22 protein-coding genes are annotated in these 26,242 nt (G+C 74.3%); 10 read left to right on the forward strand and 12 right to left on the reverse strand.

What is annotated here, in order from left to right; translation table 11 throughout:
• Nucleotides 1–37: 37 nt before the first annotated feature.
• Nucleotides 38–1,285: a L,D-transpeptidase gene (locus P3H78_RS06105; RefSeq protein WP_276107740.1), complete on the reverse strand. Its 1,248-nt coding sequence runs from the start codon at nucleotides 1,283–1,285 to the stop codon at nucleotides 38–40.
• 284 nt (nucleotides 1,286–1,569) lie between these two features.
• Nucleotides 1,570–1,953, reverse strand: a complete 384-nt coding sequence (locus P3H78_RS06110) for a hypothetical protein (protein WP_276107741.1) — start codon at nucleotides 1,951–1,953, stop codon at nucleotides 1,570–1,572.
• Between the two features lie 109 nt (nucleotides 1,954–2,062).
• Between P3H78_RS06110 and P3H78_RS06115 the strand changes: the two genes are divergently transcribed.
• A complete protein-coding gene (locus P3H78_RS06115; protein WP_276107742.1) occupies nucleotides 2,063–2,422 on the forward strand; it encodes a hypothetical protein in 360 nt (119 codons plus the stop codon).
• 187 nt (nucleotides 2,423–2,609) lie between these two features.
• Here the strand turns inward: P3H78_RS06115 and hutH are convergent, their stop codons facing one another.
• The 5 genes from hutH to P3H78_RS06140 all read right to left on the reverse strand — a co-directional run bounded on the left by hutH (nucleotide 2,610) and on the right by P3H78_RS06140 (nucleotide 10,549).
• A complete protein-coding gene (gene hutH, locus P3H78_RS06120) occupies nucleotides 2,610–4,148 on the reverse strand; it encodes a histidine ammonia-lyase (RefSeq protein WP_276107858.1) in 1,539 nt (512 codons plus the stop codon).
• 190 nt (nucleotides 4,149–4,338) lie between these two features.
• Nucleotides 4,339–5,484: a GGDEF domain-containing protein gene (locus P3H78_RS06125; protein ID WP_276107743.1), complete on the reverse strand. Its 1,146-nt coding sequence runs from the start codon at nucleotides 5,482–5,484 to the stop codon at nucleotides 4,339–4,341.
• Between the two features lie 103 nt (nucleotides 5,485–5,587).
• A complete protein-coding gene (locus tag P3H78_RS06130; RefSeq protein WP_276107744.1) occupies nucleotides 5,588–6,382 on the reverse strand; it encodes an enoyl-CoA hydratase/isomerase family protein in 795 nt (264 codons plus the stop codon).
• 1,819 nt (nucleotides 6,383–8,201) lie between these two features.
• A complete protein-coding gene (locus tag P3H78_RS06135) occupies nucleotides 8,202–9,374 on the reverse strand; it encodes an adenylate/guanylate cyclase domain-containing protein (protein ID WP_276107745.1) in 1,173 nt (390 codons plus the stop codon).
• Between the two features lie 308 nt (nucleotides 9,375–9,682).
• Nucleotides 9,683–10,549, reverse strand: coding sequence for a biotin--[acetyl-CoA-carboxylase] ligase (locus P3H78_RS06140; RefSeq protein ID WP_276107746.1), 867 nt, complete (start codon nucleotides 10,547–10,549; stop codon nucleotides 9,683–9,685).
• Nucleotides 10,550–10,660: 111 nt separating this feature from the next.
• Between P3H78_RS06140 and P3H78_RS06145 the strand changes: the two genes are divergently transcribed.
• Complete coding sequence (locus P3H78_RS06145) at nucleotides 10,661–12,244, forward strand: acyl-CoA carboxylase subunit beta (protein WP_276107747.1); 1,584 nt, start codon at nucleotides 10,661–10,663, stop codon at nucleotides 12,242–12,244.
• Nucleotides 12,245–12,261: 17 nt separating this feature from the next.
• Nucleotides 12,262–12,471, forward strand: a complete 210-nt coding sequence (locus P3H78_RS06150; RefSeq protein ID WP_276107748.1) for an acyl-CoA carboxylase epsilon subunit — start codon at nucleotides 12,262–12,264, stop codon at nucleotides 12,469–12,471.
• A 1-nt stretch (nucleotide 12,472) separates the two neighbouring features.
• Here P3H78_RS06150 and P3H78_RS06155 read toward each other — a convergent pair whose 3' ends face one another.
• Complete coding sequence (locus P3H78_RS06155; RefSeq protein ID WP_276107749.1) at nucleotides 12,473–13,672, reverse strand: SGNH/GDSL hydrolase family protein; 1,200 nt, start codon at nucleotides 13,670–13,672, stop codon at nucleotides 12,473–12,475.
• A 122-nt stretch (nucleotides 13,673–13,794) separates the two neighbouring features.
• Between P3H78_RS06155 and mmpB the strand changes: the two genes are divergently transcribed.
• Nucleotides 13,795–13,923 (forward strand): morphogenic membrane protein MmpB, encoded by a 129-nt coding sequence (mmpB, locus tag P3H78_RS06160; protein ID WP_276107750.1) that lies wholly within the window; start codon nucleotides 13,795–13,797, stop codon nucleotides 13,921–13,923.
• A 74-nt stretch (nucleotides 13,924–13,997) separates the two neighbouring features.
• Nucleotides 13,998–14,618: a Maf family protein gene (locus tag P3H78_RS06165; RefSeq protein ID WP_276107751.1), complete on the forward strand. Its 621-nt coding sequence runs from the start codon at nucleotides 13,998–14,000 to the stop codon at nucleotides 14,616–14,618.
• 50 nt (nucleotides 14,619–14,668) lie between these two features.
• Here P3H78_RS06165 and P3H78_RS06170 read toward each other — a convergent pair whose 3' ends face one another.
• On the reverse strand, nucleotides 14,669–15,163 hold the full coding sequence (locus tag P3H78_RS06170; protein ID WP_276107752.1) for a hypothetical protein: 495 nt from the start codon (nucleotides 15,161–15,163) through the stop codon (nucleotides 14,669–14,671).
• A 407-nt stretch (nucleotides 15,164–15,570) separates the two neighbouring features.
• Between P3H78_RS06170 and P3H78_RS06175 the strand changes: the two genes are divergently transcribed.
• Complete coding sequence (locus tag P3H78_RS06175; protein ID WP_276107753.1) at nucleotides 15,571–17,343, forward strand: acetyl/propionyl/methylcrotonyl-CoA carboxylase subunit alpha; 1,773 nt, start codon at nucleotides 15,571–15,573, stop codon at nucleotides 17,341–17,343.
• Nucleotides 17,344–17,553: 210 nt separating this feature from the next.
• On the opposite strand, the gene P3H78_RS06180 is transcribed toward P3H78_RS06175, so the two are convergent.
• Together P3H78_RS06180 and P3H78_RS06185 are read right to left on the reverse strand one after the other, a co-directional pair.
• A complete protein-coding gene (locus P3H78_RS06180) occupies nucleotides 17,554–18,504 on the reverse strand; it encodes a DeoR/GlpR family DNA-binding transcription regulator (RefSeq protein ID WP_276107754.1) in 951 nt (316 codons plus the stop codon).
• A 167-nt stretch (nucleotides 18,505–18,671) separates the two neighbouring features.
• Nucleotides 18,672–20,120: an NAD(P)H-quinone dehydrogenase gene (locus P3H78_RS06185; protein WP_276107755.1), complete on the reverse strand. Its 1,449-nt coding sequence runs from the start codon at nucleotides 20,118–20,120 to the stop codon at nucleotides 18,672–18,674.
• Between the two features lie 105 nt (nucleotides 20,121–20,225).
• On the opposite strand from P3H78_RS06185, the gene P3H78_RS06190 reads away from it, so the two are divergent.
• From P3H78_RS06190 to P3H78_RS06200, 3 genes are all read left to right on the forward strand, one after another.
• Nucleotides 20,226–20,663: a gamma-glutamylcyclotransferase family protein gene (locus P3H78_RS06190; RefSeq protein ID WP_276107756.1), complete on the forward strand. Its 438-nt coding sequence runs from the start codon at nucleotides 20,226–20,228 to the stop codon at nucleotides 20,661–20,663.
• Between the two features lie 213 nt (nucleotides 20,664–20,876).
• Nucleotides 20,877–21,701, forward strand: a complete 825-nt coding sequence (locus P3H78_RS06195) for a purine-nucleoside phosphorylase (protein ID WP_276107757.1) — start codon at nucleotides 20,877–20,879, stop codon at nucleotides 21,699–21,701.
• Nucleotides 21,702–22,029: 328 nt separating this feature from the next.
• Complete coding sequence (locus P3H78_RS06200) at nucleotides 22,030–23,661, forward strand: phospho-sugar mutase (protein WP_276107758.1); 1,632 nt, start codon at nucleotides 22,030–22,032, stop codon at nucleotides 23,659–23,661.
• Nucleotides 23,662–24,359: 698 nt separating this feature from the next.
• Here P3H78_RS06200 and P3H78_RS06205 read toward each other — a convergent pair.
• Nucleotides 24,360–25,010 carry a PH domain-containing protein gene (locus tag P3H78_RS06205; RefSeq protein WP_276107759.1) on the reverse strand — a complete coding sequence of 217 codons (651 nt, stop codon included), beginning with the start codon at nucleotides 25,008–25,010 and terminating at the stop codon, nucleotides 24,360–24,362.
• Between the two features lie 229 nt (nucleotides 25,011–25,239).
• On the opposite strand from P3H78_RS06205, the gene deoC reads away from it, so the two are divergent.
• On the forward strand, nucleotides 25,240–26,238 hold the full coding sequence (gene deoC / locus P3H78_RS06210; protein WP_276107859.1) for a deoxyribose-phosphate aldolase: 999 nt from the start codon (nucleotides 25,240–25,242) through the stop codon (nucleotides 26,236–26,238).
• Nucleotides 26,239–26,242: the final 4 nt, after the last annotated feature.

The following is a 26,242-nucleotide window of genomic DNA, read 5'->3' on the forward strand; positions in this document are numbered from 1 at the left end:
CCGGGAGGGGCGGCATCGGGTGCGGGGTGCCGGGGCGTCAGACGGCCGAACCGGCCTTCCACTGGTCCCAGCTCAGGTTCCAGCCGTTGAGGCCGTTGTCCGGCGCGACGGTCTTGTCGCCGGTGTGGGAGACGACGACGACGTCACCGATGAGCGTGTGGTTGAAGAACCACGCCGCCGGGGTGTTCGGGTCCTTGGCGCCCTTCTTGTCCTGCAGGCCGACACAGCCGTGGCTGGTGTTGGTGCTGCCGAAGACGGACGGCGCGCCCCAGTAGTTGCCGTGGATGAAGGTGCCCGACGTGGTCAGGCGCATGGCGTGCGGCACGTCCTTGATGTCGTACTCGCCCTTGCCGTCGCCGTCCTTGAAGCCGACGGTGGCGCCGTTCATCCGGGTCTGGGCGAACTTCTCGGAGATCACCATCTGGCCCTGGTACGTGGTGTGGTCCGGGGCGCCCGCGGAGATCGGGATGGTCTTGACGACCTTGCCGTCCTGGGTGACCTTCATCTGCTTGGTCTTGGCGTCGACGTAGGACACCTGGTTGCGGCCGATGTGGAAGGTGACCGTCTTCTGCTGGACGCCGTAGACGCCCTGGGCTCCCTGGACGCCGTCGAGGGAGAGCTTCAGGGTGACGGTGGAGCCGGCCGTCCAGTACTTCTCGGGCCGGAAGTCCAGTCGGTTGGCGCCGAACCAGTGGCCGACGACCTCCTGGCCGCTGCTGGAGGTGACGGTGATGCCCTTCTGGACGGCCGCCTTGTTGGTGATCGCCTTGTCGAAGTTGACCGACACGGGCATGCCGACGCCGACGGTGCTGCCGTTGTCGGGCGTGAAGCTGCCGATGAAGCTGTGCGCCGGGGCGACCGTGGTGAAGGAGGCGTTCTCGTGCGCGGCACGACCCTTGGAGTCCGTGGCGCTCGCCGCGATCCTGTAGGTCGTCGCGCGCTCCAGCTGGGCGCTGGGCTTCCAGCTCGTCTTGTCGGCGGATATCTGGCCCGCGACCGGCTTGCCGTCCGTCGTGGTCATGGTGACGGCGGTCAGGGCGCCCTGGGAGACGGTGACCTTGGCTGCGTTGTTGATGGATGCGTTGTCCGTGCCGTCCCCGGGCGTGATCTTGATCTGGGCGTCGGACGTCTCCTGCGCCGCGGCCTTGTCGGCCTTGGCCTGGGAGGTGTCGTCGCCGCTTGCACCCGTGGCGCTGCTGTTGCCGGAACACGCCGTGAGCATCAGTACACCGCCGAGCAGCGCGGATGCGGTCATCAGACCCTTGCGCCGCTTACTTTCCGTCATCACTCGCTTCTCCATCGTAGCCGAATCCCCATGAACCCCGAGCCCCCGCTGAGAATCATCAACGTTACGAGCGCTTCGTCCCGTTCCCCAGGGGGTCCTGGGGTGGGACACGACACGTTCGCGCGCCGACCGGTACGGGCGCCGGTCCGCTCACCTGCCGGGACGGAAGGACCCCGGACCGCGCCGGGGCGTGCTGCGCGGACGCGCCCTTCCCCGCCCTCCGGACGGGCGGCGCCTGCGCGACACACCCCACCCGCCCGGGGTCCACGACGGTCCGGGCGGCTTCAGACGGAGTACCCGCGGTACTCCTTGCCATCCACTACCCCGCCCTCGTCGTCCTCTTCACCGTCCTCGTCGACATCATCCTCGCCCAACTCCCAGTCCGGCGAATCGGGGTCGTAGTCGATGTGCTCGCTCGACCAGGAGGCCTGCTGGAGTTCGACGCCGGGGACGCCGTCGACCAGTACGAAGGGATCGACGAGATAGGCCAGCGCCTCCGCGGTGTCCTGCGTCACAGCGCTTTCCACCTGGGCGCGTTCCCCGGCCGGGACCTCTTTGTCCTCGGCGACTTGCCGCCGCGCGGCGTGCGTCACGGCGCCCTCGTCGTCGATCTCGAGGACCAGCTCCACCCGTAGCCGCACAAATCGTGATGTCTCTGCAGTGCTCATGCCCGGAGCGTACGACCCGAACCCGCCGTGACTTTCCCGTGACCCGCGACTTTCACTAACATCGCCCCACACGGCCAATTCACCAGCGCCACAAGGGGATCGATATTCCGTGTCATCCGCTCGCCGTACGTTGCTGACCGCCACCGCAGCGGGCACCCTGCTGGGTGCCCTGTGGTTCGTCCCGTCCGCGCACGCGACGGTGGAACATCCGGCGAGAGCGCAGGCACCGGCGGTACGGACGGCGCAGGTCACGCAGCAGGGCCGGGCGGTCTCCACCGGCATGGACGCGGCCGGTCCGGGCACGGCGGAGCAGGCCGCGGACACCACCGCGAGCGGCGTGGACGGGACCGAACTCGCGGACACCGGAAGCGTCGACACCACGCCGTACGTGGTGGGCGGGACCCTCTTCCTCACCGTCGGCGCGGGCTTCGTCGTGTACTCGGTGCGCCGGGAGCGCCTCGGCTTCTGAGAGCCGGCCGGGCCGGACGGCCGCAGGCCGCCGCGGGACGCCGGGCGGGGCCGCCGAAGTCGGCAGCCCCTCACTCCACTTGACCGCTCCGCCCCAGGGGCGCACGGCTCGGCCGGTCCGCCGGGGCCCGCGCGCCGGGCCGGACCGCGGGTCACGGTCCGTCAGCCCGGCGCGCAGGGCGGCCGGATCAGAGCAGCGGGCCGGTGACGGTCTCCGCGGCCGTGACGAGCCGCCCCTCCCGCACGAAGGCGTCCGCCGCGGCGAGGTCGGGCGCCAGGAACCGGTCCGGGCCCGCTCCGCGCACCCCCGCCGCACGGGCGGCGTCGATGACCGCCCGGCTGGCCGGGGCCGGGGCCAGCCCCTCGCGCAGCTCGACGGCGCGCGTGGCGGCGTACAGCTCGATCGCGAGGACGCGGGCGAGGTTGTCGACCACGGTGCGCAGCTTGCGCGCCGCCGACCAGCCCATGGACACGTGGTCCTCCTGCATGGCGGAGGACGGGATGGAGTCCGCGGAGGCGGGCACCGCGAGCCGCTTCAGCTCCGAGACCAGGGCGGCCTGCGTGTACTGGGCGATCATCAGGCCCGAGTCGACGCCCGCGTCGTCGGCGAGGAACGGCGGCAGGCCGTGGCTGCGGTTCTTGTCGAGCAGCCGGTCGGTGCGCCGTTCGGCGATGGAGCCGAGGTCGGCGGCGGCGATGGCGAGGAAGTCCAGGACGTAGGCGACCGGGGCGCCGTGGAAGTTGCCGTTGGACTCCACCCGGCCGTCGGGCAGCACCACCGGGTTGTCCACGGCGGAGGCCAGCTCCCGCTCCGCGACCAGCCGGGCGTGCGCGAGCGTGTCCCGGCCGGCCCCGGCGACCTGCGGGGCGCAGCGCACGGAGTAGGCGTCCTGGACGCGGGGGGCGTCGTCCTGGTGGTGCCCGGTGAGGCCGGAGTCCTTGAGCACGGCGAGCATGTTGGCGGCCGAGGCGCCCTGGCCGGGGTGCGGGCGGATGGCGTGCAGCTCGGGGGCGAGCACCTTGTCCGTGCCGAGCAGCGCCTCCAGGCTGAGGGCGGCGGTGACGTCGGCGGACTTGTAGAGGGTGTCCAGGTCGGCGAGGGCCATGACGAGCATGCCGAGCATGCCGTCGGTGCCGTTGAGCAGGGCGAGGCCCTCCTTCTCGCGCAGCTCGACCGGGGCGATGCCGTGGGCGGCGAGGAGTTCGGCGGCGGGCCGGACGGTCCCGTCGGGGCCCTCGGCGTCGCCCTCCCCCATCAGTGTCAGGGCGCAGTGCGACAGCGGGGCGAGGTCGCCGGAGCAGCCGAGGGAGCCGTACTCGTGCACGACCGGGGTGATCCCGGCGTTCAGGACGTCGGCCATGGTCTGCGCGACCTCGGGGCGGACGCCGGTGCGGCCCGAGCAGACGGTCTTCAGCCGCAGGAACATCAGCGCGCGGACCACCTCGCGCTCGACCCGCGGGCCCAGGCCGGCGGCGTGCGAGCGGACGATGTTGCGCTGCAGCTGGGCACGGAGCTCCTGGCTGATGTGCCGGGTCGCGAGCGCGCCGAAGCCGGTGCTGACGCCGTAGACGGGATCGGGCTTGGCCGCCAGGGCCTCGACGATCTCCCGGGCCGCCGCGAGGGCCGCCACCGCCTCCCCGGAGAGCTCGACCCGCGCGCCGCCGCGCGCCACGGCAAGGACGTCGGACGCGGTGACCCCGGACGTCCCCACCACCACAGTGTGCATATCCATATTCAGGAGCGTACGCAGTGAATGCCTTGATGTCACTAGTGGGGACCGGGAGCGCCCCTTACTCGGAGGTACGTCACAGGGGAGCGTACGAGGGGGCGCGGGGCGGCACGCGAGGGGCGGGCCGGGCCGACCGCGCGGGGCCGGGCCGGGGGCGGGGCCGGCCGGGCCCCCGTCGCCGGTCCCGTCATCCGCGGCGGCCGCGGAAGCGGCGCCGGTCCGCCGGGGTGCGCGGGGACGGCTCGTCGGCGAGGCGGACCACGGGGTCGTCGGGGCCGTCCCGCCCCGCCACCACCGGGCGGTCGGCGCGCAGCGCCTTCGCCCGGTACTGGGCCGCGTCGGCGAGCCGGAACAGCCTGCGGGCGGAGGCCACCGTCCCGACCTCGTCCTCGGTCGAGGCGACACCGCAGGCGACCCCGTCCCCCAGCTCCAGCTCCGCCGCCCGCCGGCACAGCTCGTCGGCCGCCTTCACCACCTCGTCGGCGGCCGCACCCTCGGCGAGCAGGCAGAACTCGTCCCCGCCGAGCCGGGCCGCGAGGGCCCCGGGCACCATCGCCCCGCACAGCGACAGCACGGACCCGAAACGCTCCAGCAGGCGGTCCCCGACGGCGTGGCCGAGGGTGTCGTTGACCCGCTTCAGGCCGTTGAGATCGCAGACGACGAGGCTGACCACCGCCCCCTGACGGCGGTGCCGCTCGATCGCCTCGTCCAGCCGCAGATCCACCGCGCGGCGGTTGGCGAGCCCGGTCAGCGGGTCGGTGAAGGCCAGCCGGCGGGCCTCCTCCAGCTGTTCGGTCTGGGCGATCCCGGCCGCCACCACGGCGGCCAGCACCGTGGCGAAGTCGGCGTCGGCCCGGCGGAAGACCGGCGCGCCCGCCGAGCGGGCCACGTAGAGCTCGCCCCAGGCGCGTCCGTGCAGCACGATCGGCGCGACCACGCAGGATCCGCGCCCGCGCCGGCGCAGGGCCGCGACCCGCTGCTGGCAGTATCCGGCCGCGCCCCGGGCGGGACCGCCGGCCGTCTCCACCCAGGCGTTGGGCTCACCGCCCGTGACCCACCGCTCGTGCAGGAACTCGGTGATCTCCGGGAACTGGTGCACGGGGTAGGTCTCGTCCTCGGGGAACTCCTGCTCCTGCGGCGACCGCTCCCCCACGTTCACCAGGACCCGCAGCCGGCCCCGCTCGCGCTCCCACACCGAGAGCGCGGCGAAGCTCCCGTCCAGCGCCCGGCACGCGCCGAGCGCCGCCGCGCGCCAGGACCCCTGCGGGTCGTGCGCCGCGGCCATGCCCTGCGCCAACGCCACGACGGCCGCCAGCCGCCTGTTCTCGCCCATTACCCCAGGTTAGGGACTTTTTACCCGATGAGGGACATCAGTGCGGCTTTCGGAGTGCGCGGCCGCCCCCGTCACGTGACCGGCGGCCGCGCGGCGCCCTCCGCTACTCCCCCGGCCACTGGGCGGGACGCTTCTCGTTGAACGCCGCCACGCCCTCCCGGCGGTCGCCGGAGAAGGCCACGCTGCGCCAGGCCGCGTCCTCGACCTCCAGGCCGGCGCGCAGGTCGAGCCCGTGCCCGAGCCGCAGCGCACGCTTGGCCGCCCGCAGGCCGACCGGCGAGTTCGCCGCCATCCGGGCGGCCAGCTCCAGCGCCTCCTCGCGGTCCCGGCCCGCAGCGGCCAGGACGTCCACGAGCCCGAGGCCGTGCGCCTCCGCCGCCTCCAGACGCCGGGCGGTGAAGATCAGCTCGGCCGCCCGGGCCGCGCCGACCCGCCGCGGCAGCAACTGCGTGCCGCCACCGCCGGGGATCACGCCGACGGACACCTCGGGCAGGCCGACCACGGCCGTCGGGTCGGCCACGATCACGTCGCACGACAGCGCCAGCTCGAACCCGCCGCCCAGCGCGAAGCCGTGCACCGCGGCGATCGTCGGCATCGGCAGCTCCAGCACGCCGGTGTACGCACCGCGCGCGACCGGGCGCTGCCGGACCAGGTCGGCGTCGCTGAAGGAGTTGCGCTCCTTCAGATCGGCGCCGACGCAGAAGGCCCGCTCGTGCGACGAGGTCAGGACCACCACGCGCGCGTCGCGGTCGGCGGCGAGCGCGGCGCAGGCCGCGGCGATCGAACGGGCCATCCCGGTCGACACGGCGTTCATGGCCTTGGGCCGGTCGAGGACGAGCTCCGCGACGTACCCGTGCCGCCGCACCCCCACGAACTCCCCGAACCGTTCCTCGCTCATGACACCCTCCCGGTTAACGCGGGTTAACAACGTCCGCTCCGATCATCGCAGGAGCGCCCGCGCGGGGAAAGGCCCGACACCACCCGGGCGACCGTCCCGCGGCCACCTGGTGCGCAACACCGCCCGTTTACCCGTTCGAGTGACATCCCGCCCTACTCCCGGCGAACCGCCCCAGGAACGCATAACGTGCGTCCGCCATGGCGCAGCGGGGGGCGCGAGCGCATCGGGGAGGGATCGCAATGACGACGGACACGACCAGGGCACGGACGCCCGGCCCGCGCCGGGAGGACACGTCCGCCCCCGGCGCGCGGGCCATGACGGCGGGCCTCAGGGCCACGGCGGCGCCGGGGGGCGCGGGGTGCGCGCCGGGGAGCACGGCATCTCCGGCGTCGGCAGGCCGGGCGCCGGAGGGGGGTGCCGCGGGGGCGGGGGCGAGCACGGGCGCGTCGACGGGGGCGGGTCGGCCGGCAGGCGTCGGCCCGTCGGCGGGCGGAGGCCCTTCGGGGGATGCGGAGGCTTCGGGCACGGCGCCGGCCGCGGAGGCTTGGGGCACGGCCCTGTGCGCGGAGACGTCGGCCGAGCGCGCGGCGGCCCGAGCGCCGCACGGCGGCGGCGTTGCGGCGGTACGGAGCCTGGGGGGCGGCGCGGGCGCGGCGGCCGTGCGGCGGTCCGTGGGTGGCGCCGGCGGCGCGGCGGTGCGGAGGTCGCCGGGCGCCTCGGCGGCCGAGGCGGTGGCCGCGGTGCGCGCCGCGGCGAAGCGGGGTCCGCAGGGCGCCGGGAAGGCGGAGGCGACCGGCCGAGCCACGGGGGCCTTCGGCTCCGGCGTTGCCCCGCCCCGCAGCCCGCAGAGCGGAGCAGCCGCCGGGTCGGTGGGGACGGCAGCGGCAGGCACGGGGGCGGCGTTGACGCCGAGATCCCTCACCGGCACCGGCACCGCAGCGGTCCGTGGACCCGGGCCCGACGCGGAAACCGCGGCGACGGGACCGTGCGCCGCGGCGCCTCCCGGGACGCAGGGCGACGCGGCCGCCGAGACGGCTGACGCGGGGACGGCGGCCGTGCCGAAGCCCCCCGCCGGTTCCGGTGTCGCGGTGCCCCGCGAAGCCCCGCGCGACACCGGGGCCGGGACGCGCGACGCCGGGGCCGGGACGGCGGACAGGTCCACCGTCCCGCCCCGCAGACCACCGGACGGCGCCAGTCCCAGGACCGCAGGCGTGGCGACGGAAGCCGAGCCCACGTCACACACCGGCACCGGCACTGCAGCGCCCGGCACGACCGCACCCGATGCGGGGTCCGCGGCCGCGGACGGCACCACCGCGCCGCGACCGGCACCGGATCCCGCACCGAGCCGGACCACGCCGGGCCCGGAGCCGACGCCGCCGGGCCTGTGCGTCCCGATCATCGGCCTGTGCGTGTCCACGAAGGCGGGATAGACGGCACCCGCCCACCGGTCAGGCCCTGCGGCGTCGTCCCACCGGGCCGACGCCACGTCGGGCCCGTCCCCGCACTCCCCGCGGCCGGGCTGCCGAGCCGCGGACCGCCGAGCCGTCGAAACCGCCGGACCCCCGGGCGCGTCACCATCGTGTCGCCCAGCCACGCGACCACCGAGCCACGCGCCCACCGGGGCTGCCCGGCCCTGGGGCTCCCGGACCACAGAGGTGCCCAACCGCCGGACCACTGGCACACCGGACCGCGAACGTGCCCAACCGCCGGAGCACCCGACCGCCCGGAGGCCGGGCCACCGGACCGCCTGGCCGCAGGACCCGAGGGACGCGGGACGCGGGCCTACGGGACGCGGGCCTACGGAACGCCGGACGCCCGACTAGGACCGCCCGCTCGTGCCCTCCTCGCGCCGGGCGAGGAGCCACGGCTCGACGACGCCGAGGCCGCGCACCGGGCGCTGCCACATCGGCTGGAGTCCGAAGCGGTACTCCGGGGGCTCCTCGCCCTCCTTCTCCGCGGCGGCCGCGGCCTCGGCGGCCTCCGCCTCGGAGGCCGGGGCCTCCCCGGTGCGGATCAGCTCCTCGGCGAAGGCGCTGTCCACGAGGACGGCGTCCCGGGGCGCTATCGAGGTGAGCCGGGAGGCCAGGTTCACCGTGGTGCCGAAGACGTCGCCCATGCGCGTGGTCACCGTGCCGAAGGCCATGCCGACGCGCAGCTCCGGCATCGTCTCGTCGTGCGCCATGGTCTCCACCAGCCGCAGGGCGATGTCGGCGGCGGTGCCCGCGTCGTCGGCGGCGTAGAGCACCTCGTCGCCGAGGGTCTTGATGAGCCGGCCGCCGCGCGCGGCGACCAGGTCGGCGGCGGTCGTCTCGAAGGCCTCGACGAGCTCGCCGAGCTCCTCCTCCTCCATCCGGCGGGTCAGCCGGGTGAAGCCCACGAGGTCGGCGAAGCCGACGGCCAGGCGCCGGTCGACCATCTCCTCGTCGTCGGCGGCCTGGACGACCCGGCCGGTCGCGGCGGCCAGCTGGCGGCGCCAGACGTAGACGAGGAACTCCTCCAGCTCCGGGAGCAGCAGCTCGACCAGCGGGTACGTCACCTCGGTGCGGGTCATCCCCGGCTCGGGCGGCTCGGTCAGACCCTCCAGGAAGGAGTCGATCTGCCACTCGGCCAGTCGGGCGGTGGTCTGGCCGGTGGAGCGGGCGACCTGCACGGCCATGGCCTCGCTGAGCAGTCCCGCCTCGACGAGACCGGCCAGGCGGCGCAGGGCGAGGACGTCGGCCTCCGTCAGTGCCTTGGCCTGCCCTATGTCGGCGAAACCCATGGCCCGCCAGAAGCGGGACGCGAGCTCCATGGAGACGCCGGCGCTGCGGGCGGCCTGAAAGGGGGTGTAGCGGCGCTCGGCGCCCAGGATGAGGCCTTCCAGGCGCAGCGCGAGCGGGTCCTCGCCGGTGTCGGTGGCGGAGGGGTCGTCCTCCTCGCCGGAGGCCGCCGGCGGAGGGGGGTCCTCCCGGCCGTCCCCGTCCGCGCCGGAGCCCGTGTCGTCGACGGTCACGCCTGTTGCCCTTCCGATCTGCCGCGGTCAGGTATCGACCGGCCTCAACTCTACGGCAGGTGTGCGCCAGCTCACTCCGCGAGGGGAGCCGCCGGGCGGGGCGGCCGGTACCGCACGCCCCCGGCGCGTGTCGCCGCCCGCGCCACCGCGCCGCACACCGTCCGCTCCCGCACGCTCCTCCGCCCCGGCGTCACACCGTCACACGCCCACCGCGCGCACCCTCGGCGTACGCCGCGCCCGTCCCGCGCACCGCTCACCCCGCGCCGCAAGCCCACCGCCGCCACACCCGCCCCCGTGGACGTCCCGTCTCAGGCCGGCCGTAGGTGGACGATGTCGCCCGCGCCCACCGGCTCCTGCACTCCCTGCGCCGTGGCGAGGACCAGACGGCCGTCGCCGTCGACCGCGACGGCCTCCCCGACCAGGGAGCGGCCGCCGGGAAGTTCGGCGCGCACGGTGCGGCCGAGCGTGGCGCAGCCCGCCGCGTACGCCTCCAGCAGCCCGCTCGCGGCGGCGTCGCCGCCTGCCGTCCGCCACCGCCCGTACCAGTCCTCCAGCGAGCGCAGCACCGCGCGGAGCAGGGTGTCGCGGTCGGTGACGGCGGCGCCGGCCAGCGCGAGGGAGCCGGCCTGCGGCACGGGCAGCTCGTCCGCGCGCAGGGTGACGTTGACACCCAGGCCGATGACCACGGCGTCCTCGCCGGCCCGCTCCGCGAGGATGCCGCCCGCCTTGCGCTCCTCGTCCCCGACGGTGACCAGGACGTCGTTCGGCCACTTCAGGGCCGTGTCGACGCCGGCCGCGCGGGACAGCCCGGTCGCCGCCGCGACGCCGGTGAGCAGCGGGAGCCAGCCCCAGCGGGCCACGGGCACCTCGGCGGGCCTGAGCAGCACGGAGAAGAACAGGCCGGAGCGGGCGGGCGCCGTCCAGCGGCGGTCCAGCCGCCCGCGCCCGGCCGTCTGCTCCTCGGCGACGAGCACCGCGCCCTCGGCGACCGGGCCCGCGGCCGCCCGGGCGGCCAGGTCCGCGTTGGTGGATCCGGTGCACGGCACCACCTCCACCTCGGACCACAGCCCGCCCTCGCGCACCAGGCCCCTGCGCAGTGCCGTGGCGTTGAGGGGAGGCCGGTCCAGATCGGACCACCGGCTGCTGCTGTCGTCTGATGCATCTCGCGGCGTCATGCAAGCCACCCTAGGTGTGGCCAACGCCGCACTGCCGATCGCGGAGCCCAGCACTACTCTACGGATGAGTAACCGTCCCCCCTTTTGAGCAGGCAGGGAGCCGCGATCCCGATGTCCGAGCCGGAAGAGATCGACCTTCACACGACCGCGGGGAAACTCGCGGATCTGCACCGCCGTATCCAGGAGGCGACGCACGCCGGCTCGGAACGCGCCGTCGAAAAGCAGCACGCCAAGGGCAAGCTGACGGCCCGTGAGCGCATCGAGCTGCTCCTCGACGAGGGCTCCTTCGTGGAGCTGGACGAGTTCGCCCGGCACCGTTCCACCAACTTCGGGCTGGAGCAGAACCGCCCGTACGGTGACGGCGTCGTCACGGGCTACGGGACTGTGGACGGGCGTCCGGTCGCGGTCTTCTCGCAGGACTTCACCGTGTTCGGCGGCGCCCTCGGCGAGGTCTACGGGCAGAAGATCGTCAAGGTGATGGACTTCGCCCTGAAGACCGGCTGCCCGGTCGTCGGGATCAACGACTCCGGCGGCGCCCGGATCCAGGAGGGTGTCGCCTCCCTCGGCGCGTACGGCGAGATCTTCCGCCGCAACACGCACGCGTCGGGCGTCGTCCCGCAGATCTCGCTGGTCGTCGGGCCCTGTGCGGGCGGTGCGGTGTACTCGCCCGCCATCACCGACTTCACGGTCATGGTCGACCAGACCTCGCACATGTTCATCACCGGCCCGGACGTCATCAAGACGGTCACCGGTGAGGACGTCGGCTTCGAGGAGCTGGGCGGGGCGCGCACCCACAACTCCGCGTCGGGCGTGGCCCACCACATGGCGGGCGACGAGAAGGACGCGATCGAGTACGTCAAGCAGCTGCTGTCGTACCTGCCGTCCAACAACCTCAGCGAGCCCCCGGCGTTCCCGGAGGAGGCGGACCTGACCGCCACCGACGAGGACCTGGAGCTGGACACGCTCGTCCCGGACAGCGCGAACCAGCCGTACGACATGCACACGGTGATCGAGCACGTGCTCGACGACGCCGAGTTCCTCGAGACGCAGCCGCTGTTCGCGCCGAACATCCTCACCGGCTTCGGCCGGGTGGAGGGCCGGCCCGTCGGCATCGTGGCCAACCAGCCGATGCAGTTCGCCGGCTGCCTGGACATCGACGCGAGCGAGAAGGCGGCGCGGTTCGTGCGCACCTGCGACGCGTTCAACGTGCCCGTGATCACCTTCGTCGACGTGCCGGGCTTCCTGCCGGGCGTCGACCAGGAGCACACCGGCATCATCCGGCGCGGCGCCAAGCTGATCTACGCCTACGCCGAGGCGACCGTCCCGCTGATCACGGTGATCACCCGCAAGGCGTTCGGCGGGGCGTACGACGTCATGGGTTCCAAGCACCTGGGCGCCGACCTCAACCTGGCCTGGCCGACCGCCCAGATCGCCGTCATGGGCGCGCAGGGCGCGGTCAACATCCTGCACCGCCGCACCATCGCCGAGTCCGAGGACCCGGAGGCGACCCGGGCGCGCCTGATGCGGGAGTACGAGGACGCCCTCCTCAACCCCTACATCGCGGCGGAGCGCGGGTACGTCGACGCGGTGATCATGCCGTCCGACACCCGTGCCCACATCGTGCGCGGCCTGCGTCAGCTGCGCACCAAGCGGGAATCCCTGCCTCCGAAGAAGCACGGCAACATCCCCCTCTAGTCCCGCTGGGAGCCGACATGACGATCAAGGTCGTACGGGGCAATCCGACCCCGGAGGAGCTGGCCGCCGCTCTGGCGGTGGTCCGGGCGCGCGCCGCGGCGGCGGCCGCCACGCCGTCCGGCGCGCCCGCACCACGCGACTCCTGGGCGGACCCGGCCCTCCTCGCCGGCCGCCGGACCCCGCATCCGGGTCCGACGGCGTGGGCGCGGTCCTGCTGGCCGAGCTGAGTCACAGCACCGCGGCGACGGCTTCGGCCATCACCTCGTACCCGGCGTCGTTCGGGTGCAGGTGGTCGCCGGAGTCGTACGCCGGGTGCAGCCGGTCCGGGTCCGCCGGGCCGGCCAGGGCGCGGTGCAGGTCGGCCACCGCGTCGTAGGTGCCCGAGCACCTGATCCACGCGTTGAGTTCGCGGCCGGTGCGCGCCGCGCGGGCGCCCCAGTGGTCCGAGCCGGCGAACGGCAGCAGCGTGGCGCCGACGACCCGCAGCCCGGCGCGGCGGGCCTGCCGTACCAACGCGCCGTGCCCCGCGACGAGTTCCGCGGTCCCCAGGACGGGGGCCGGACGGTAGGTCGGCTGGTCGGCGGTCTCGCTGAAGCCGATGTCGTTGAGGCCGAGCAGCACCACGAGTGTGTCCGTGCCGGGGTGGGCGAGGACGTCCCGCGCGAGGCGGTTCAGGCCCCTCTCGCCGTACCAGGCGGAGTCGTTGAGCAGCAGGTTCCCGCCGATGCCGGCGTTGAGGACCGGGCGACCGGTGCGCCGGGCGAGTGCGTCGCCCCAGCGGCGGTCGGCGCCCGGGGTGGAGCCGAAGCCGTCGGTGAGGGAGTCGCCGAACAGCGCGATGCCGTCGGCGCGGCCGGCGTCGGTCTCGACGGCCGTGAGCAGGTACCAGGACGCGGAGGCGGCGTCGAATCCGGCGCCGTCGACGTCGTCCAGCAGGTCCCCCTCGCCCCGGTGGCTGGTGGTGTAGGCCTGGGCGTGGAAGGTGGCGGGTCCGGTGGCCGCCTCGAAGTGCAGCGTGACCGACAGGGTGTCCCCGGCGGCCGTCGCGAGGTCGACGGCGTCGCTGACGAGCTCGCCGCGGGCCGGTATCGCGGCGTGGGCGGCGCCGCCGAAGGTGAGGCGGCGGGTGGAGCCGGGCTCCACGGCGGGGGCCGCGGCCGCGCGGGCGACCGTGGCGCCCTCGATGCGCAGCGGCGAGGTGCCGTAGGCGTGCGACAGGCGGACGCGCACCCGGCCGCCGCCCGCCGTCAGGCGGACCGGCTGGCGCAGGGTCTGGCGCCAGAAGCCCTCCCGGGACCAGTTGGGGGTGAAGCCCTCGCTGGGGAGCTGCGGCGCGGCGGTCCAGGCGGTGGTCCAGGAGCGGGCCGGACCGGCCGTGCGGTCGGGGCGGGCGGGGACCGCAGGGGTCGCCGGGGCGGTGGCGGGCACGGGGCACTTCCTCTCGTCGCGTTAACGGGATCACAGTACCGTTTATTCGGGACGCGGCGGGCCGGGAAGTTGAGTACGCGTACTCAGGCGCCCGGGACGGCCGCCGCCGGACGATCGAAGGCATGCTGTGGTCCGACCCCGAGAACGAACCGCCCGAGGAACTGCGGGAGATGCAGGAGATGTTGCGGCGGCTCGGCGTTCTCATGGCGCTGGCCATGGTGCTCACGATGATCGTGATCGGCCTGCGCTGACCGGACCGCGAGGGGCCGCCGGGCGCCTTCCGGGACACCTGCTGCGCGCGGCCCGCGCCCCGTACGCTGACCGCATGACAGATCAGCCGCGCCGCCGCCTCGTGCTCGCCTCCCAGTCCCCCGCCCGGCTCGGGCTGCTCCGGCAGGCCGGGCTCGATCCCGAGGTGATCGTGAGCGGCGTCGACGAGGACGCGATCACGGCCCCCACGCCCGCCGAACTGGCGCTCGCGCTCGCCGAGGCGAAGGCCTCCGTCGTGGCCGCCCGGCCCGAGGTCCAGGGCGCCCTGGTGATCGGCTGCGACTCGGTGCTCGACCTCGACGGCCGCGCCCTGGGCAAGCCCGCCGACGCCGAGGAGGCCACGGCCCGCTGGAAGGCGATGCGCGGCCGGGCCGGGACGCTCCAGACCGGGCACTGCGTGTGGGACACGACCGGCAAGCGGTACGTCTCCGCCACCGCCTCGACAGTGGTCCTCTTCGGCGAGCCGACGGACGAGGAGATCGCCGCCTACGTGGCCTCGGGCGAGCCCCTCCACGTCGCCGGCGCCTTCACGCTCGACGGCCGCTCGGCGCCGTTCATCGACGGCATCGAGGGCGACCACGGCAACGTCATCGGCATCAGCCTGCCCCTGATCCGGCGCCTCCTGGCCGAACTGGGCGTCCCGATCACCGGGTTGTGGGCGCCGCCGGCGCCCTGACCGGCCCGGGCCCTGTGCGGGCCGGGCCGGCCGGGGCGGCGCGGGGGCGGTCAGGAGGCGCTGGGCTCCGCCGGCGGCACGCCGGGGGCGGCACGGCCGCCCTCGCCCCGCGGACCGCCGCCGGGGGCGGCCCCGACCGGGGCCTCCTCGCCGTCGTGGGTCATCAGGAGCAGCACGATGAGCCCGAGCACCACCACCATGTACAGGAACGCGCTCGGGCCCACCAGGCCCCACGCGAACGCGCCGAGCAGGCCGTGCACCACGGCCGCGCTGATCAGCAGGATGCGGCCGAGACCGGCCGGCCTGCGGCCCCGCACGGCCACCAGCAGCGCCACCACCCCGCAGACGGCGAAGTAGAGACCGAATGCGATCCCGCCGGCCTTCGACGACGTCGACATCATGTCCGGGTCCAGGCCGGCCAAGGACATCTTCTGGTGGTCCACGACCACCCCGAGGAACCAGTTCAGCGCGGCCACGCCGAAGGCCTCCACGAACAGCACGACCGCCACGATTCCCGCCACCGGTCTGCGCACCACCGGTCCCACCCACTTCCGACTGCCGCCCCGCGGAGACCCGCGCGAGCGCCTGTTACCCCAGGTACGTTCGAGACACCGCGAACCGTACAGGGGGGTCCCCCCCACTCGGGAAGGGTCCGGGCGAGGTCAAAGCGCGGGACAAGAGGCCGGGCAGGAGCAAAGAATCATTGGGCCATTCGTAGGGACTCCACAAAGAAACGAAGTGGGCCGCGGCACGCTCGCACAGAGACCTTGACCACATCGGAGGGCTAGGGTTTCCCGCAGGAGTCCTGCGTACAGCGATGTCACTAGGGATTTCCCCGGTCGAGCGCGCCTCGAGTCACGCTCCGTGTGGGCAAGCTCACCATTGGGGACGGGTCGAAGTGCCGTGTCGGCAGTCCCTAAACTCGGCTTGTTTCAAGGAGGGAGCCTCAATCGTGCGCAAGGTGCTCATCGCCAACCGTGGCGAAATCGCTGTCCGCGTGGCCCGGGCCTGCCGGGACGCCGGGATCGCGAGCGTGGCCGTCTACGCCGACCCGGACCGGGACGCTCTGCATGTCCGCGCCGCGGATGAGGCGTTCGCGCTGGGCGGTGACACTCCGGCCACCAGTTACCTGGACATCGACAAGGTACTGAAGGCCGCGCGGGAGGCCGGGGCCGACGCGGTCCACCCCGGGTACGGCTTCCTCTCGGAGAACGCCGAGTTCGCGCAGGCGGTCCTGGACGCGGACCTGATCTGGATCGGGCCGCCCCCGCAGGCCATCCGCGACCTCGGCGACAAGGTCGCCGCCCGCCACATCGCCCAGCGCGCCGGCGCGCCGCTGGTCGCGGGCACGCCCGACCCGGTGAGCGGCGCCGACGAGGTGGTCGCGTTCGCCGAGGAGCACGGCCTGCCCATCGCCATCAAGGCCGCCTTCGGCGGCGGCGGCCGCGGCCTGAAGGTCGCCCGCACCCTCGAAGAGGTCCCCGAGCTCTACGACTCGGCGGTCCGCGAGGCGGTGGCCGCGTTCGGCCGCGGCGAGTGCTTCGTCGAGCGCTACCTGGACCGCCCGCGGCACGTGGAGACCCAGTGCCTGGCGGACAAGCACGGCAACGTGGTCGTCGTGTCCACCCGTGACTGCTCGCTGCAGCGCCGGCACCAGAAGCTCGTCGAGGAGGCGCCCGCGCCGTTCCTGTCCGACGAGCAGGTCGCCGAGCTCTACCGCGCCTCGAAGGCCATCCTGAAGGAGGCCCACTACGAGGGCGCCGGCACCTGCGAGTTCCTCGTGGGCCAGGACGGCACGATCTCCTTCCTGGAGGTCAACACCCGCCTCCAGGTCGAGCACCCGGTGACGGAGGAGGTCGCCGGCATCGACCTGGTGCGCGAGATGTTCCGCATCGCCGACGGCGAGGAGCTCGGCTACGACGACCCGGCGCTGCGCGGCCACTCGTTCGAGTTCCGCATCAACGGCGAGGACCCGGGCCGCAACTTCCTGCCGGCGCCCGGCACCGTCACCCTGTTCGCCCCGCCGTCCGGTCCGGGCGTGCGTCTGGACGCGGGCGTGGAGTCCGGCTCGGTCATCGGCCCGGCCTGGGACTCCCTGCTCGCCAAGCTGATCGTGACCGGCCGCACCCGCAGGGAGGCCCTGGAGCGGGCCGCCCGCGCCCTGGAGGAGTTCCAGGTCGAGGGCATGGCCACCGCGATCCCGTTCCACCGCAAGGTGGTCGCCGACCCGGCCTTCGCGCCGGAGCTGCAGGACTCCGCCGACCCGTTCACAGTCCACACCCGCTGGATCGAGACCGAGTTCGTCAACGACATCCCGGCCTTCTCCGCTCCCGCGGACGCCGAGGCCGACGAGGAGTCGGGCCGCGAGACGGTCGTGGTCGAGGTCGGCGGCAAGCGGCTCGAGGTCTCGCTGCCCAACTCCCTGGGCATGTCGCTGGCCCGCACCGGTCTCGCGGCCGGCGCCAAGCCCAAGCGCCGCGCGGCCCGCAAGTCCGGCCCCGTGGCCTCCGGCGACACGCTCGCCTCGCCGATGCAGGGCACCATCGTTAAGGTGGCCGTGGAGGAGGGCCAGGAGGTCAAGGAAGGCGACCTGGTCGTCGTCCTGGAGGCCATGAAGATGGAGCAGCCGCTCAACGCGCACAAGTCCGGCACCATCAAGGGCCTCAACGCGGGGGTCGGCGCCTCCATCACGTCCGGCGCCGCGATCTGCGAGATCAAGGACTGAGCCGAACGGCTTTCCGGGGCGCCCGGCGGACCAGACACACGGTCCGGCGGGCGCCCCGCCGTATGTGCGCCCCGCCGTCCGCGCGGCGCCACGGGTCGTCCCCGGGTCCGTCCGTGGTTCGTACGCCCCGCCGTCCGCGGCGCTCCGCAGGCACACACCTGGCCGGTGCCTGAAGGGCGCACCCGTCCCGCGGGTGCCGGTCCCGGCCGGTCAGCGCCGGCGCAGGTCCGCCACGCGTGCCCGCTCCGCCCCCGGTGCCTGCTCGCCACCCAGGGCCGAGCGGAGGCTCGCTCCGGGAACCTGTCCGCGGCGGGGGCCGGGCAGCGGCACGTCCCGGCGACGGTCGCGGGACGGAGGCTGCTCACCCCCCGCACCGCCCGAGGCACCGGCCACCGCGATCTGCACGCCCTGGTCGGCCAGGGCCTGGAGCTCGGTGGCCGCGCGGTCGTCGTGCACCGGGGGCTCGTCCGTCACCAGACGGGTGATCAGGTCGGTCGGCACGGTCTGGAACATGGTGTCCGTCCCGAGCTTGGTGTGGTCGGCGAGGACCACGACCTCCGCGGCGGCCTGCACCAGCGCCCGGTCGACGGACGACGAGAGCATGTTGGACGTGGACAGGCCGCGCTCGGCGGTCAGACCGCTCCCCGAGAGGAAGGCCCGGGAGACCCGGAGCCCCTGGAGCGACTGCTCGGCACCGGAGCCGACGAGGGCGTAGTTGGACCCGCGCAGGGTGCCGCCGGTCATCACGACCTCGACCCGGTTGGCGTGGGCCAGCGCCTGGGCGACCAGCAGGGAGTTGGTGACGACCGTCAGCCCGGGGACCCGGGCGAGCCGGCGCGCCAGCTCCTGCGTCGTCGTCCCCGCTCCGACGACGATCGCCTCGCCCTCTTCGACGAGGCCCGCGGCGAGGTCGGCGATGGCCGTCTTCTCCGCGGTGGCGAGATGGGATTTCTGCGGGAATCCGGACTCCCGGGTGAACCCGCCCGGCAGTACCGCACCGCCGTGCCGGCGGTCGAGGAGTCCTTCTGCCTCCAGCGCGCGCACGTCCCGCCGTACGGTCACTTCGGAGGTCTGGACGACGCGGGCGAGTTCACGGAGCGACACCGCACCGTTCGCTCGCACCATTTCGAGGATCAATTGGCGACGTTCAGCAGCGAACACGAAACTGACAGTAACCCCAGCGACCGTCTGCTTTCAGCAGTTTGCGCCGAATAGCAGAAGTTGTTCGCACGGCATGGCGGTGAGTGGTATAGGAGCCTAGTCCCGCCGCCTATGCCGTACGCACGGTCGGCGACTCCCCGTGACCAGGGAGGAGCCGGAACCGGCCGTCAGGCCTCCAGTCCCGCCTTGCGGGTGTGGAGCTGCCGGGCGACCTCCGCGATCGACCCCGAAAGAGAGGGGTACACGGTGAACGCGTTCGCGATCTGTTCGACCGTCAGATTGTTGTCGACGGCGATCGAGATGGGGTGGATGAGTTCCGAGGCGCGCGGCGCCACGACGACACCGCCCACGACGATGCCCGTGCCCGGCCGGCAGAAGATCTTGACGAAGCCGTCCCGGATGCCCTGCATCTTGGCGCGCGGGTTGCGCAGCAGCGGGAGCTTGACGCAGCGGGCGTCGATCTTGCCGGCGTCGACGTCGGCCTGGGTGTACCCGACGGTGGCGATCTCGGGGTCGGTGAAGACGTTCGACGAGACCGTCTTCAGGTTCAGCGGGGCCACCGCGTCGCCCAGGAAGTGGTACATGGCGATGCGGCCCTGCATGGCGGCGACGGAGGCCAGGGCGAAGACGCCGGTCACGTCGCCCGCCGCGTAGACGCCCGGAGCGGTCGTGCGGGAGACCCGGTCGGTCCCGATGTGACCGGACTCGCGCACCTTGACGCCGGCCTCCTCCAGGCCCAGCCCGGCGCTGTTGGGGACGGCGCCGACGGCCATCAGGCAGTGCGAGCCGCTGATGACCCGGCCGTCGGCGAGCGTCACCTCGACGCGGTCGCCGACCCGCTTGGCCGACTGGGCGCGCGAGCGGGCCATGACGTTCATGCCGCGGCGGCGGAAGACGTCCTCCAGCACGGCGGCGGCGTCCGGGTCCTCGCCCGGGAGCACGCGGTCGCGGGAGGAGACGAGGGTGACCTTGGAGCCGAGGGCCTGGTAGGCGCCCGCGAACTCGGCGCCGGTGACGCCGGAGCCGACCACGATCAGCTCTTCGGGCAGCTCGTCGAGGTCGTAGACCTGGGTCCAGTTGAGGATGCGCTCGCCGTCGGGCCGGGCGTCGGCCAGCTCGCGGGGGTGGCCGCCGGTGGCGAGCAGCACGGCGTCCGCGGTGAGGGTCTCCTCGGTGCCGTCGGCGGCGGTGACGACGACCTTGCGGGAGCCGTCCAGGCCCTGCATGCCCTCCAGGCGGCCGCGGCCGCGCATGACCCGGGCGCCGGCCCGCGTCACCGAGGCGGTGATGTCGTGCGACTGGGCGAGGGCGAGCCGCTTCACCCGGCGGTTGACCTTGCCGAGGTCCACGCCGACGACCCGGGCGGCCTGCTCCAGCGGCGGGGTGTCGTCGGCGACGATGATCCCCAGCTCCTCGTAGGAGGAGTCGAAGGTGGTCATCACCTCGGCCGTGGCGATGAGGGTCTTGGACGGCACGCAGTCGGTCAGCACCGACGCACCGCCCAGGCCGTCGCAGTCGACGACGGTCACCTCCGCGCCGAGCTGCGCGGCGACCAGCGCCGCTTCGTATCCGCCGGGTCCGCCACCGATGATCACGATCCGAGTCACGTACTCCATTGTCCCGCACCGTTCAAGGTGCTCCGTTCCGGGGGGCGCGGCCGGCCCCGTTCCGTTACCTGCGGGACAGGAGTGACGCGTGCGCCGCTGCCGTACGCTCGACCCATGTCGCTCCACGCCGCGTACGCCGGCCAACTCGACGCGCGGCTGATGACCCGCCGCGCCCCGCACTCGCCGCTGCGCGCGACCGGATGGCTCGACGGGTGGCGGCTGACCTTCGGCGGCGAGCACATGGGCTGGGAGGGCGCGCTGGCCACGATCGTGGAGGACCCCGGGTCGCAGGTCTTCGTGGCGCTCTACGACGTCGCCCCCCTGGACGAGGACTCCCTGGACCGCTGGCAGGGCGTCGGGCTCGGCGTCTACCGGCGCACCCGGATGCGGGTGCACACCCTGGAGGGCGACGAGCCGGCGTGGACGTACGTGCTCAACGCCTACGAGGGCGGGCTGCCGTCGGCGCGGTACCTCGGCGAGATCGCGGACGCGGCGGAGTCGGCGGGCGCGCCCCACGACTACGTGATGGAGCTGCGCAAACGACCCTGCTGAGCGGCGATCCCGGGTCCCGCCCCCTCGGGGTCCGGGAACCCCGGACGCCGGAGGGGGCGGGTGCGCCCGGTGCCGGAGGGCCGCGGTCCGTCCGGCCCGGCGTCCGGTCGGTCGGTCGGTCGGTCGGTCGGTCGGAAACGACAAGACAACGATCGCATTCCCGTGACCTCTGTCATCTACGCGCGTAGGCCACGACCGGCTACCCTCATCCGCGTGAACGCATCTCTTCTTCCGGACGACCTCCAGGGCGACCCCTACGCCGCCGCCGACGCCGCCGCCACGCGCCTGCGCGAACTCACCGGCACCGAGACCCACGACGTCGCCCTCGTGATGGGCTCCGGCTGGGCGCCCGCCGTCGACGCCCTGGGCACCCCCGACGTGGAGTTCCAGGTCACCGAGCTGCCCGGGTTCCCGCCGCCGGCGGTCGAGGGCCACGGAGGCAAGATCCGCTCCTACACCGTGGGGGACAAGCGCGCGCTGGTCTTCCTCGGCCGCACGCACTTCTACGAGGGCCGCGGCGTCGCCGCCGTCGCGCACGGCGTCCGCACCGCCGTCGCCGCCGGCTGCAAGACCGTCGTCCTGACCAACGGCTGCGGCGGCCTGCGCGAAGGCATGCGCCCCGGCCAGCCGGTCCTGATCAGCGACCACATCAACCTGACGGCGACGTCGCCGATCGTCGGCGCCAACTTCGTCGACCTGACCGACCTCTACTCCCCCCGCCTGCGCGCCCTGTGCAAGGAGGTCGACTCCACGCTGGAGGAGGGCGTCTACGCCCAGTTCCCCGGCCCGCACTACGAGACGCCGGCCGAGATCCGCATGGCCCGCGTGATCGGCGCGGACCTCGTGGGCATGTCGACCGTGCTGGAGGCGATCGCCGCCCGTGAGGCGGGCGCCGAGGTCCTGGGCATCTCCCTGGTGACCAACCTCGCCGCCGGCATGACGGGCGAGCCGCTGAACCACGAGGAGGTCCTCCAGGCGGGCCGCGACTCCGCGACCCGCATGGGATCGCTGCTGACCCAGGTCCTCGGCCGGCTGTAGAGCCCACCGGGCCGGTGACGGCCGGACCCCGGGCGCCTCACCTCTGCCGCCCGCCGCCTGGCCGTCGCCGCCCGCGGCCTCTCCGTCCGCGGCGGTCGTCCGCCGGGGACGGTCCGGGAGACACCGGCCGCCGCCGGCCGTCCGCCGGACGCTCCGGGGCAGGAGCGCCCCGGCCCGCGGGCGGCGCCGCGCGGCGGCAGCGGCGGGTACGCCCGCCGTCGCCCCGCAGGACCCGCCCACCCCACGGGCGCACCCGCGTCCGTCACCCGGCGGGCGCGCCGGCGCCCACCGCAACGCACCGCACCGCAACACGAGAGGCTGACCGAACGTGCACGACGACCTCATCGCACGGGCCAAGGCGTGGCTGGCCGAGGACCCCGACGCGGAGACCCGTGAGGAACTCGCCGGGCTGATCGACGCCGGGGACGTCGAGGAACTCGCCGAACGGTTCAGCGGCACCCTGCAGTTCGGCACCGCCGGTCTGCGCGGCGAACTCGGCGCCGGCCCGCAGCGGATGAACCGCGCCGTAGTCATCCGCGCCGCCGCGGGCCTCGCCGCGTACCTGAAGCAGCAGGGCCACGCCGACGGCCTCGTCGTCATCGGCTACGACGCCCGCCACAAGTCCGAGGACTTCGCCCGGGACACCGCCGCCGTGATGACCGGGGCGGGCCTGCGCGCCGCCGTCCTGCCCCGCCCGCTGCCCACGCCGGTGCTCGCCTTCGCCATCCGGCACCTCGGCGCGGTCGCCGGTGTGGAGGTGACGGCCAGCCACAACCCGCCCCGCGACAACGGCTACAAGGTCTACCTCGGCGACGGCTCGCAGATCGTGCCCCCGGCCGACGCGGGCATCGCCGCCGGGATCGACGCGGTGCGCAGCCTGCACGACGTCCCGCGCCCGGAGTCCGGCTGGGAGATCCTCGACGACGCGGTGCTGGACGCCTACCTGGCCCGCACCGACGCCGTCCTGGCCCCCGGCTCCGCGCGCACCGCCCGTACCGTCTACACGGCGATGCACGGCGTCGGCAAGGACGTGCTGCTCGCCGCCTTCGAGCGGGCCGGCTTCCCCGCCCCGGAGCTCGTCGCCGAACAGGCCGAGCCCGACCCGGACTTCCCGACGGTGGCCTTCCCCAACCCGGAGGAGCCCGGTGCGATGGACCTGTCCTTCGCCAGGGCCCGCGCGACCGACCCCGACCTGGTCATCGCCAACGACCCGGACGCCGACCGCTGCGCCGTGGCGGTCCGCGACGGCGCCGACTGGCGGATGCTCCGCGGCGACGAGGTCGGCGCGCTGCTCGCCGCCCACCTCGTGGACCGCGGCGCGACGGGGACGTTCGCCGAGTCGATCGTCTCCTCCTCCCTCCTCGGCCGGATCGCGGAGAAGGCGGGCCTGCCCTACGAGGAGACCCTCACCGGCTTCAAGTGGATCGCCCGCGTCGACGGCCTGCGCTTCGGCTACGAGGAGGCCCTCGGCTACTGCGTCGACCCCGACGGCGTGCGCGACAAGGACGGCATCACGGCCGCCCTGCTGATCACGGAGCTGGCCTCGCAGCTGAAGGAGCAGGGGCGGACCCTGCTCGACCTGCTCGACGACCTCGCGGTCGCACACGGCCTGCACGCCACCGACCAGCTGTCGGTGCGGGTGCAGGACCTCTCGCTCATCACCGACGCGATGCGCCGCCTGCGCGAGCAGCCCCCGACGGAGCTGGCGGGCCTGGCCATCACCCGCGCCGAGGACCTCACGCAGGGCACGGACCGGCTGCCGCCGACGGACGGGCTGCGCTACACCCTCGACGGCGCCCGCGTCATCGTCCGCCCGAGCGGCACCGAGCCGAAGCTGAAGTGCTACCTGGAGGTGGTCGTCCCGGTCGCGGCCCACGCCGACCTCCCGGCGGCCCGCACCCGCGCCGCCGACCTGCTGGCGTCCGTCAAGCGGGACCTGTCGGCAGCGGCGGGCATCTGACCGGACCGGCGCCCGGAGCCGGGCCGGACCACCGTGGTGGCCCGGCCCGGCTCCGGGCGCCCGAGGCGCCGGGGCGCCCCGGGCGGAGGCACCTGCCCGGCACGGCCCACCGCCCGCCGAAGGGCCGCACCCGCGTCACGTCCGCAGCCGACGCGCACGGAGCGGCCGCCGTCCGTGCCGACGGTCCGGGGCCCGGACGTCGGGACGGGCCAGTGCTGTGACCGGAAAGGTTCACCGGCTCGCGACGCCCGGCACGGCACCTCGCCGCGTTGTCGCATCACCCGAGTACATCCCGTACGCGGGCGACGCTCCGCCTTGCGATGCTCCCCCACAGCCTGAACGGCGTGGGAGGTGCCCCCGGCACCGGACGCCGCGAGCATCCCGGCACACCTTTCCGGCCACAGCACTAGCGCCCGGGAGGACCAGCACGGGCGCGCTCTCGGGCCGATCGGCGCGGGCTCCTGCTCACGAGGATCCGCGCACGGCGGGCGCCCCGCCCCGGTCGCGTTCCCGGGCGCACCCCGGCACCCCGCGCGGCCGGCGGTTCAGCACCGTCGGCAGCTCAGCCGGTCGGCAGCCGCCGCGTGCCCGGCTCGCCCGACCGGGCACGGGACGTCGGACGCCGCAGTCGAACGGCGGACGCGGACGTCCGCAGGTTCCCCGACGCGCCTCGCGCGGCCGCAGCCCGCGCCGGCCGGTCAGCCGATGATCAGGAGGATCGCGAGGACGACCGCTCCGGCGAGGGCCGGGCCGACGATCTCGTAGGCCCAGCGCACCGTCACCCCGCCCTGGGCCGTGGCGGCGTTCTCCCGGGTCTCGTGCAGCTCGCGCAGGTCGTCCATGGCCTGGTCGGCCTGGGCGCGCTCGGGGCCGGTCCGCGCGGCGGCCGCTCCGGCGGGGGCGCCGGTGCGGGGCGCGGCCGTGGCTCGGGCCGTCCGGCGCGCCGCCCGCTTGCGGGCGCCCAGCGACACCGGCAGCGCCCACAGCTGGTACTTGGTCCCGGCCTTGCTGACGGCCTCGTTGGTGTAGCCCGAGCGCAGCACGGCGATCTGCCCCCAGGGCAGCACGACCACCCGGAACGGGTTGCGGACGCGCAGCCGGTCGGGTCCGGCGTGGACGGCCGGGCGCAGGGTGAAGGCGACCACCAGCGGCACGGCGAGGATCATCGCGGCCAGCGCCAGCCAGGGGGTGCGGCCGTGGCCGGTGAAGAGCGCGTCGAGGCCGAGCCAGGCGACGATCGCGAGCAGCAGGACACCGCCCGCGATGCCGGCGGACGACCGGTAGACCCGGTCGCTGGACTCGGGGGCCGTCGGCTGCGGCGCGGGGGACTCGGGCTCGGGCGTCGTCATGGCCCCGATTCTGCACGACACCCGTGTGACGGTTCACGCACGGTGCCCCTTCCCGGAGGCCCGGGGCACGGCCGTCCGCCCCGCGTCCGCCGGCCGGACGTCCTCGCGGGGCCGTCCGCGGACGGCCGCGGGCACCGCCCCGCGCATCCGTCCGCGGACGGTTCCGCGGACAAGAAGGTTCCCGGGGGTGTACAGCCGCTACGCGCGTAGATATGCTCGCCTGGTGACCATGCCCAGCACTGCACCCTCCCCCAAGCGCTCGGCTCCGCTCGCGCAGGGCGGCGCCCCCAGCCACACCCTGACGGATGTCACCGCGTCCGACAGCACGCTGCGCCGCTTCCTCCACGGACTGCCCGGCGTCGACGCGGTCGGCCTGGAGGCGCGTGCCGCCTCCCTCGGCACCCGCTCCATCAAGACGACCTCGAAGGCGTACGCCATCGACCTCGCCATCTCGATGGTCGATCTGACGACGCTGGAAGGCGCGGACACCCCGGGCAAGGTCCGGGCGCTCGGCGCGAAGGCGGCGCACCCCGATCCCACCGACCGTACGACCCCCACGACCGCCGCGGTCTGCGTCTACCCGGACATGGTGGCCGTCGCCAAGGAGGCCGTCGCCGGCTCCGGCGTGAAGGTCGCCTCGGTGGCCACCGCCTTCCCGGCCGGCCGCGCCGCCCTCGAGGTGAAGCTGGCCGACGTCCGCGACGCCGTGGCCGCGGGTGCCGACGAGATCGACATGGTCATCGACCGCGGCGCGTTCCTCTCGGGCCACTACCTGAAGGTGCACGACGAGATCGTCGCCGTGAAGGAGGCCTGCGGGACGAGCGCCCGGCTGAAGGTCATCTTCGAGACGGGCGAGCTGTCGACGTACGACAACATCCGCCGGGCGTCCTGGCTCGGCATGCTGGCGGGCGCCGACTTCATCAAGACCTCGACGGGCAAGGTCGCCGTCAACGCGACCCCGGCGAACACGCTCCTCATGCTGGAGGCCGTGCGGGACTTCCGGGCGCAGACCGGCGTCCAGATCGGTGTGAAGCCCGCCGGCGGCATCCGCACCAGCAAGGACGCCATCAAGTTCCTGGTCCTGGTCAACGAGACCGCCGGCGAGGACTGGCTGGACAACCACTGGTTCCGCTTCGGCGCCTCCTCGCTTCTGAACGACCTGCTCATGCAGCGCCAGAAGCTGGCCACCGGCCGCTACTCCGGCCCCGACTACGTGACGGTGGACTGATCAC

Origin of the sequence: Streptomyces tropicalis (genome assembly GCF_029269835.1) — a bacterium.
Lineage (GTDB): Bacteria > Actinomycetota > Actinomycetes > Streptomycetales > Streptomycetaceae > Streptomyces > Streptomyces tropicalis.

Excerpts from the sequence above, each read along its gene's own strand:
- deoC (WP_276107859.1), top strand. The coding sequence starts at position 25,240 with ATGCCCAGCACTGCACCCTCCCCCAAGCGCTCGGCTCCGCTCGCGCAG.
- P3H78_RS06105 (WP_276107740.1), bottom strand. The coding sequence starts at position 1,285 with ATGACGGAAAGTAAGCGGCGCAAGGGTCTGATGACCGCATCCGCGCTG.
- mmpB (WP_276107750.1), top strand. The coding sequence starts at position 13,795 with ATGCTGTGGTCCGACCCCGAGAACGAACCGCCCGAGGAACTGCGGGAG.
- hutH (WP_276107858.1), bottom strand. The coding sequence starts at position 4,148 with ATGCACACTGTGGTGGTGGGGACGTCCGGGGTCACCGCGTCCGACGTC.
- P3H78_RS06205 (WP_276107759.1), bottom strand. The coding sequence starts at position 25,010 with ATGACGACGCCCGAGCCCGAGTCCCCCGCGCCGCAGCCGACGGCCCCC.
- P3H78_RS06130 (WP_276107744.1), bottom strand. The coding sequence starts at position 6,382 with ATGAGCGAGGAACGGTTCGGGGAGTTCGTGGGGGTGCGGCGGCACGGG.
- P3H78_RS06125 (WP_276107743.1), bottom strand. The coding sequence starts at position 5,484 with ATGGGCGAGAACAGGCGGCTGGCGGCCGTCGTGGCGTTGGCGCAGGGC.
- P3H78_RS06185 (WP_276107755.1), bottom strand. The coding sequence starts at position 20,120 with ATGGAGTACGTGACTCGGATCGTGATCATCGGTGGCGGACCCGGCGGA.
- P3H78_RS06150 (WP_276107748.1), top strand. The coding sequence starts at position 12,262 with ATGACGATCAAGGTCGTACGGGGCAATCCGACCCCGGAGGAGCTGGCC.
- P3H78_RS06190 (WP_276107756.1), top strand. The coding sequence starts at position 20,226 with ATGTCGCTCCACGCCGCGTACGCCGGCCAACTCGACGCGCGGCTGATG.
- P3H78_RS06165 (WP_276107751.1), top strand. The coding sequence starts at position 13,998 with ATGACAGATCAGCCGCGCCGCCGCCTCGTGCTCGCCTCCCAGTCCCCC.
- P3H78_RS06145 (WP_276107747.1), top strand. The coding sequence starts at position 10,661 with ATGTCCGAGCCGGAAGAGATCGACCTTCACACGACCGCGGGGAAACTC.
- P3H78_RS06110 (WP_276107741.1), bottom strand. The coding sequence starts at position 1,953 with ATGAGCACTGCAGAGACATCACGATTTGTGCGGCTACGGGTGGAGCTG.
- P3H78_RS06140 (WP_276107746.1), bottom strand. The coding sequence starts at position 10,549 with ATGACGCCGCGAGATGCATCAGACGACAGCAGCAGCCGGTGGTCCGAT.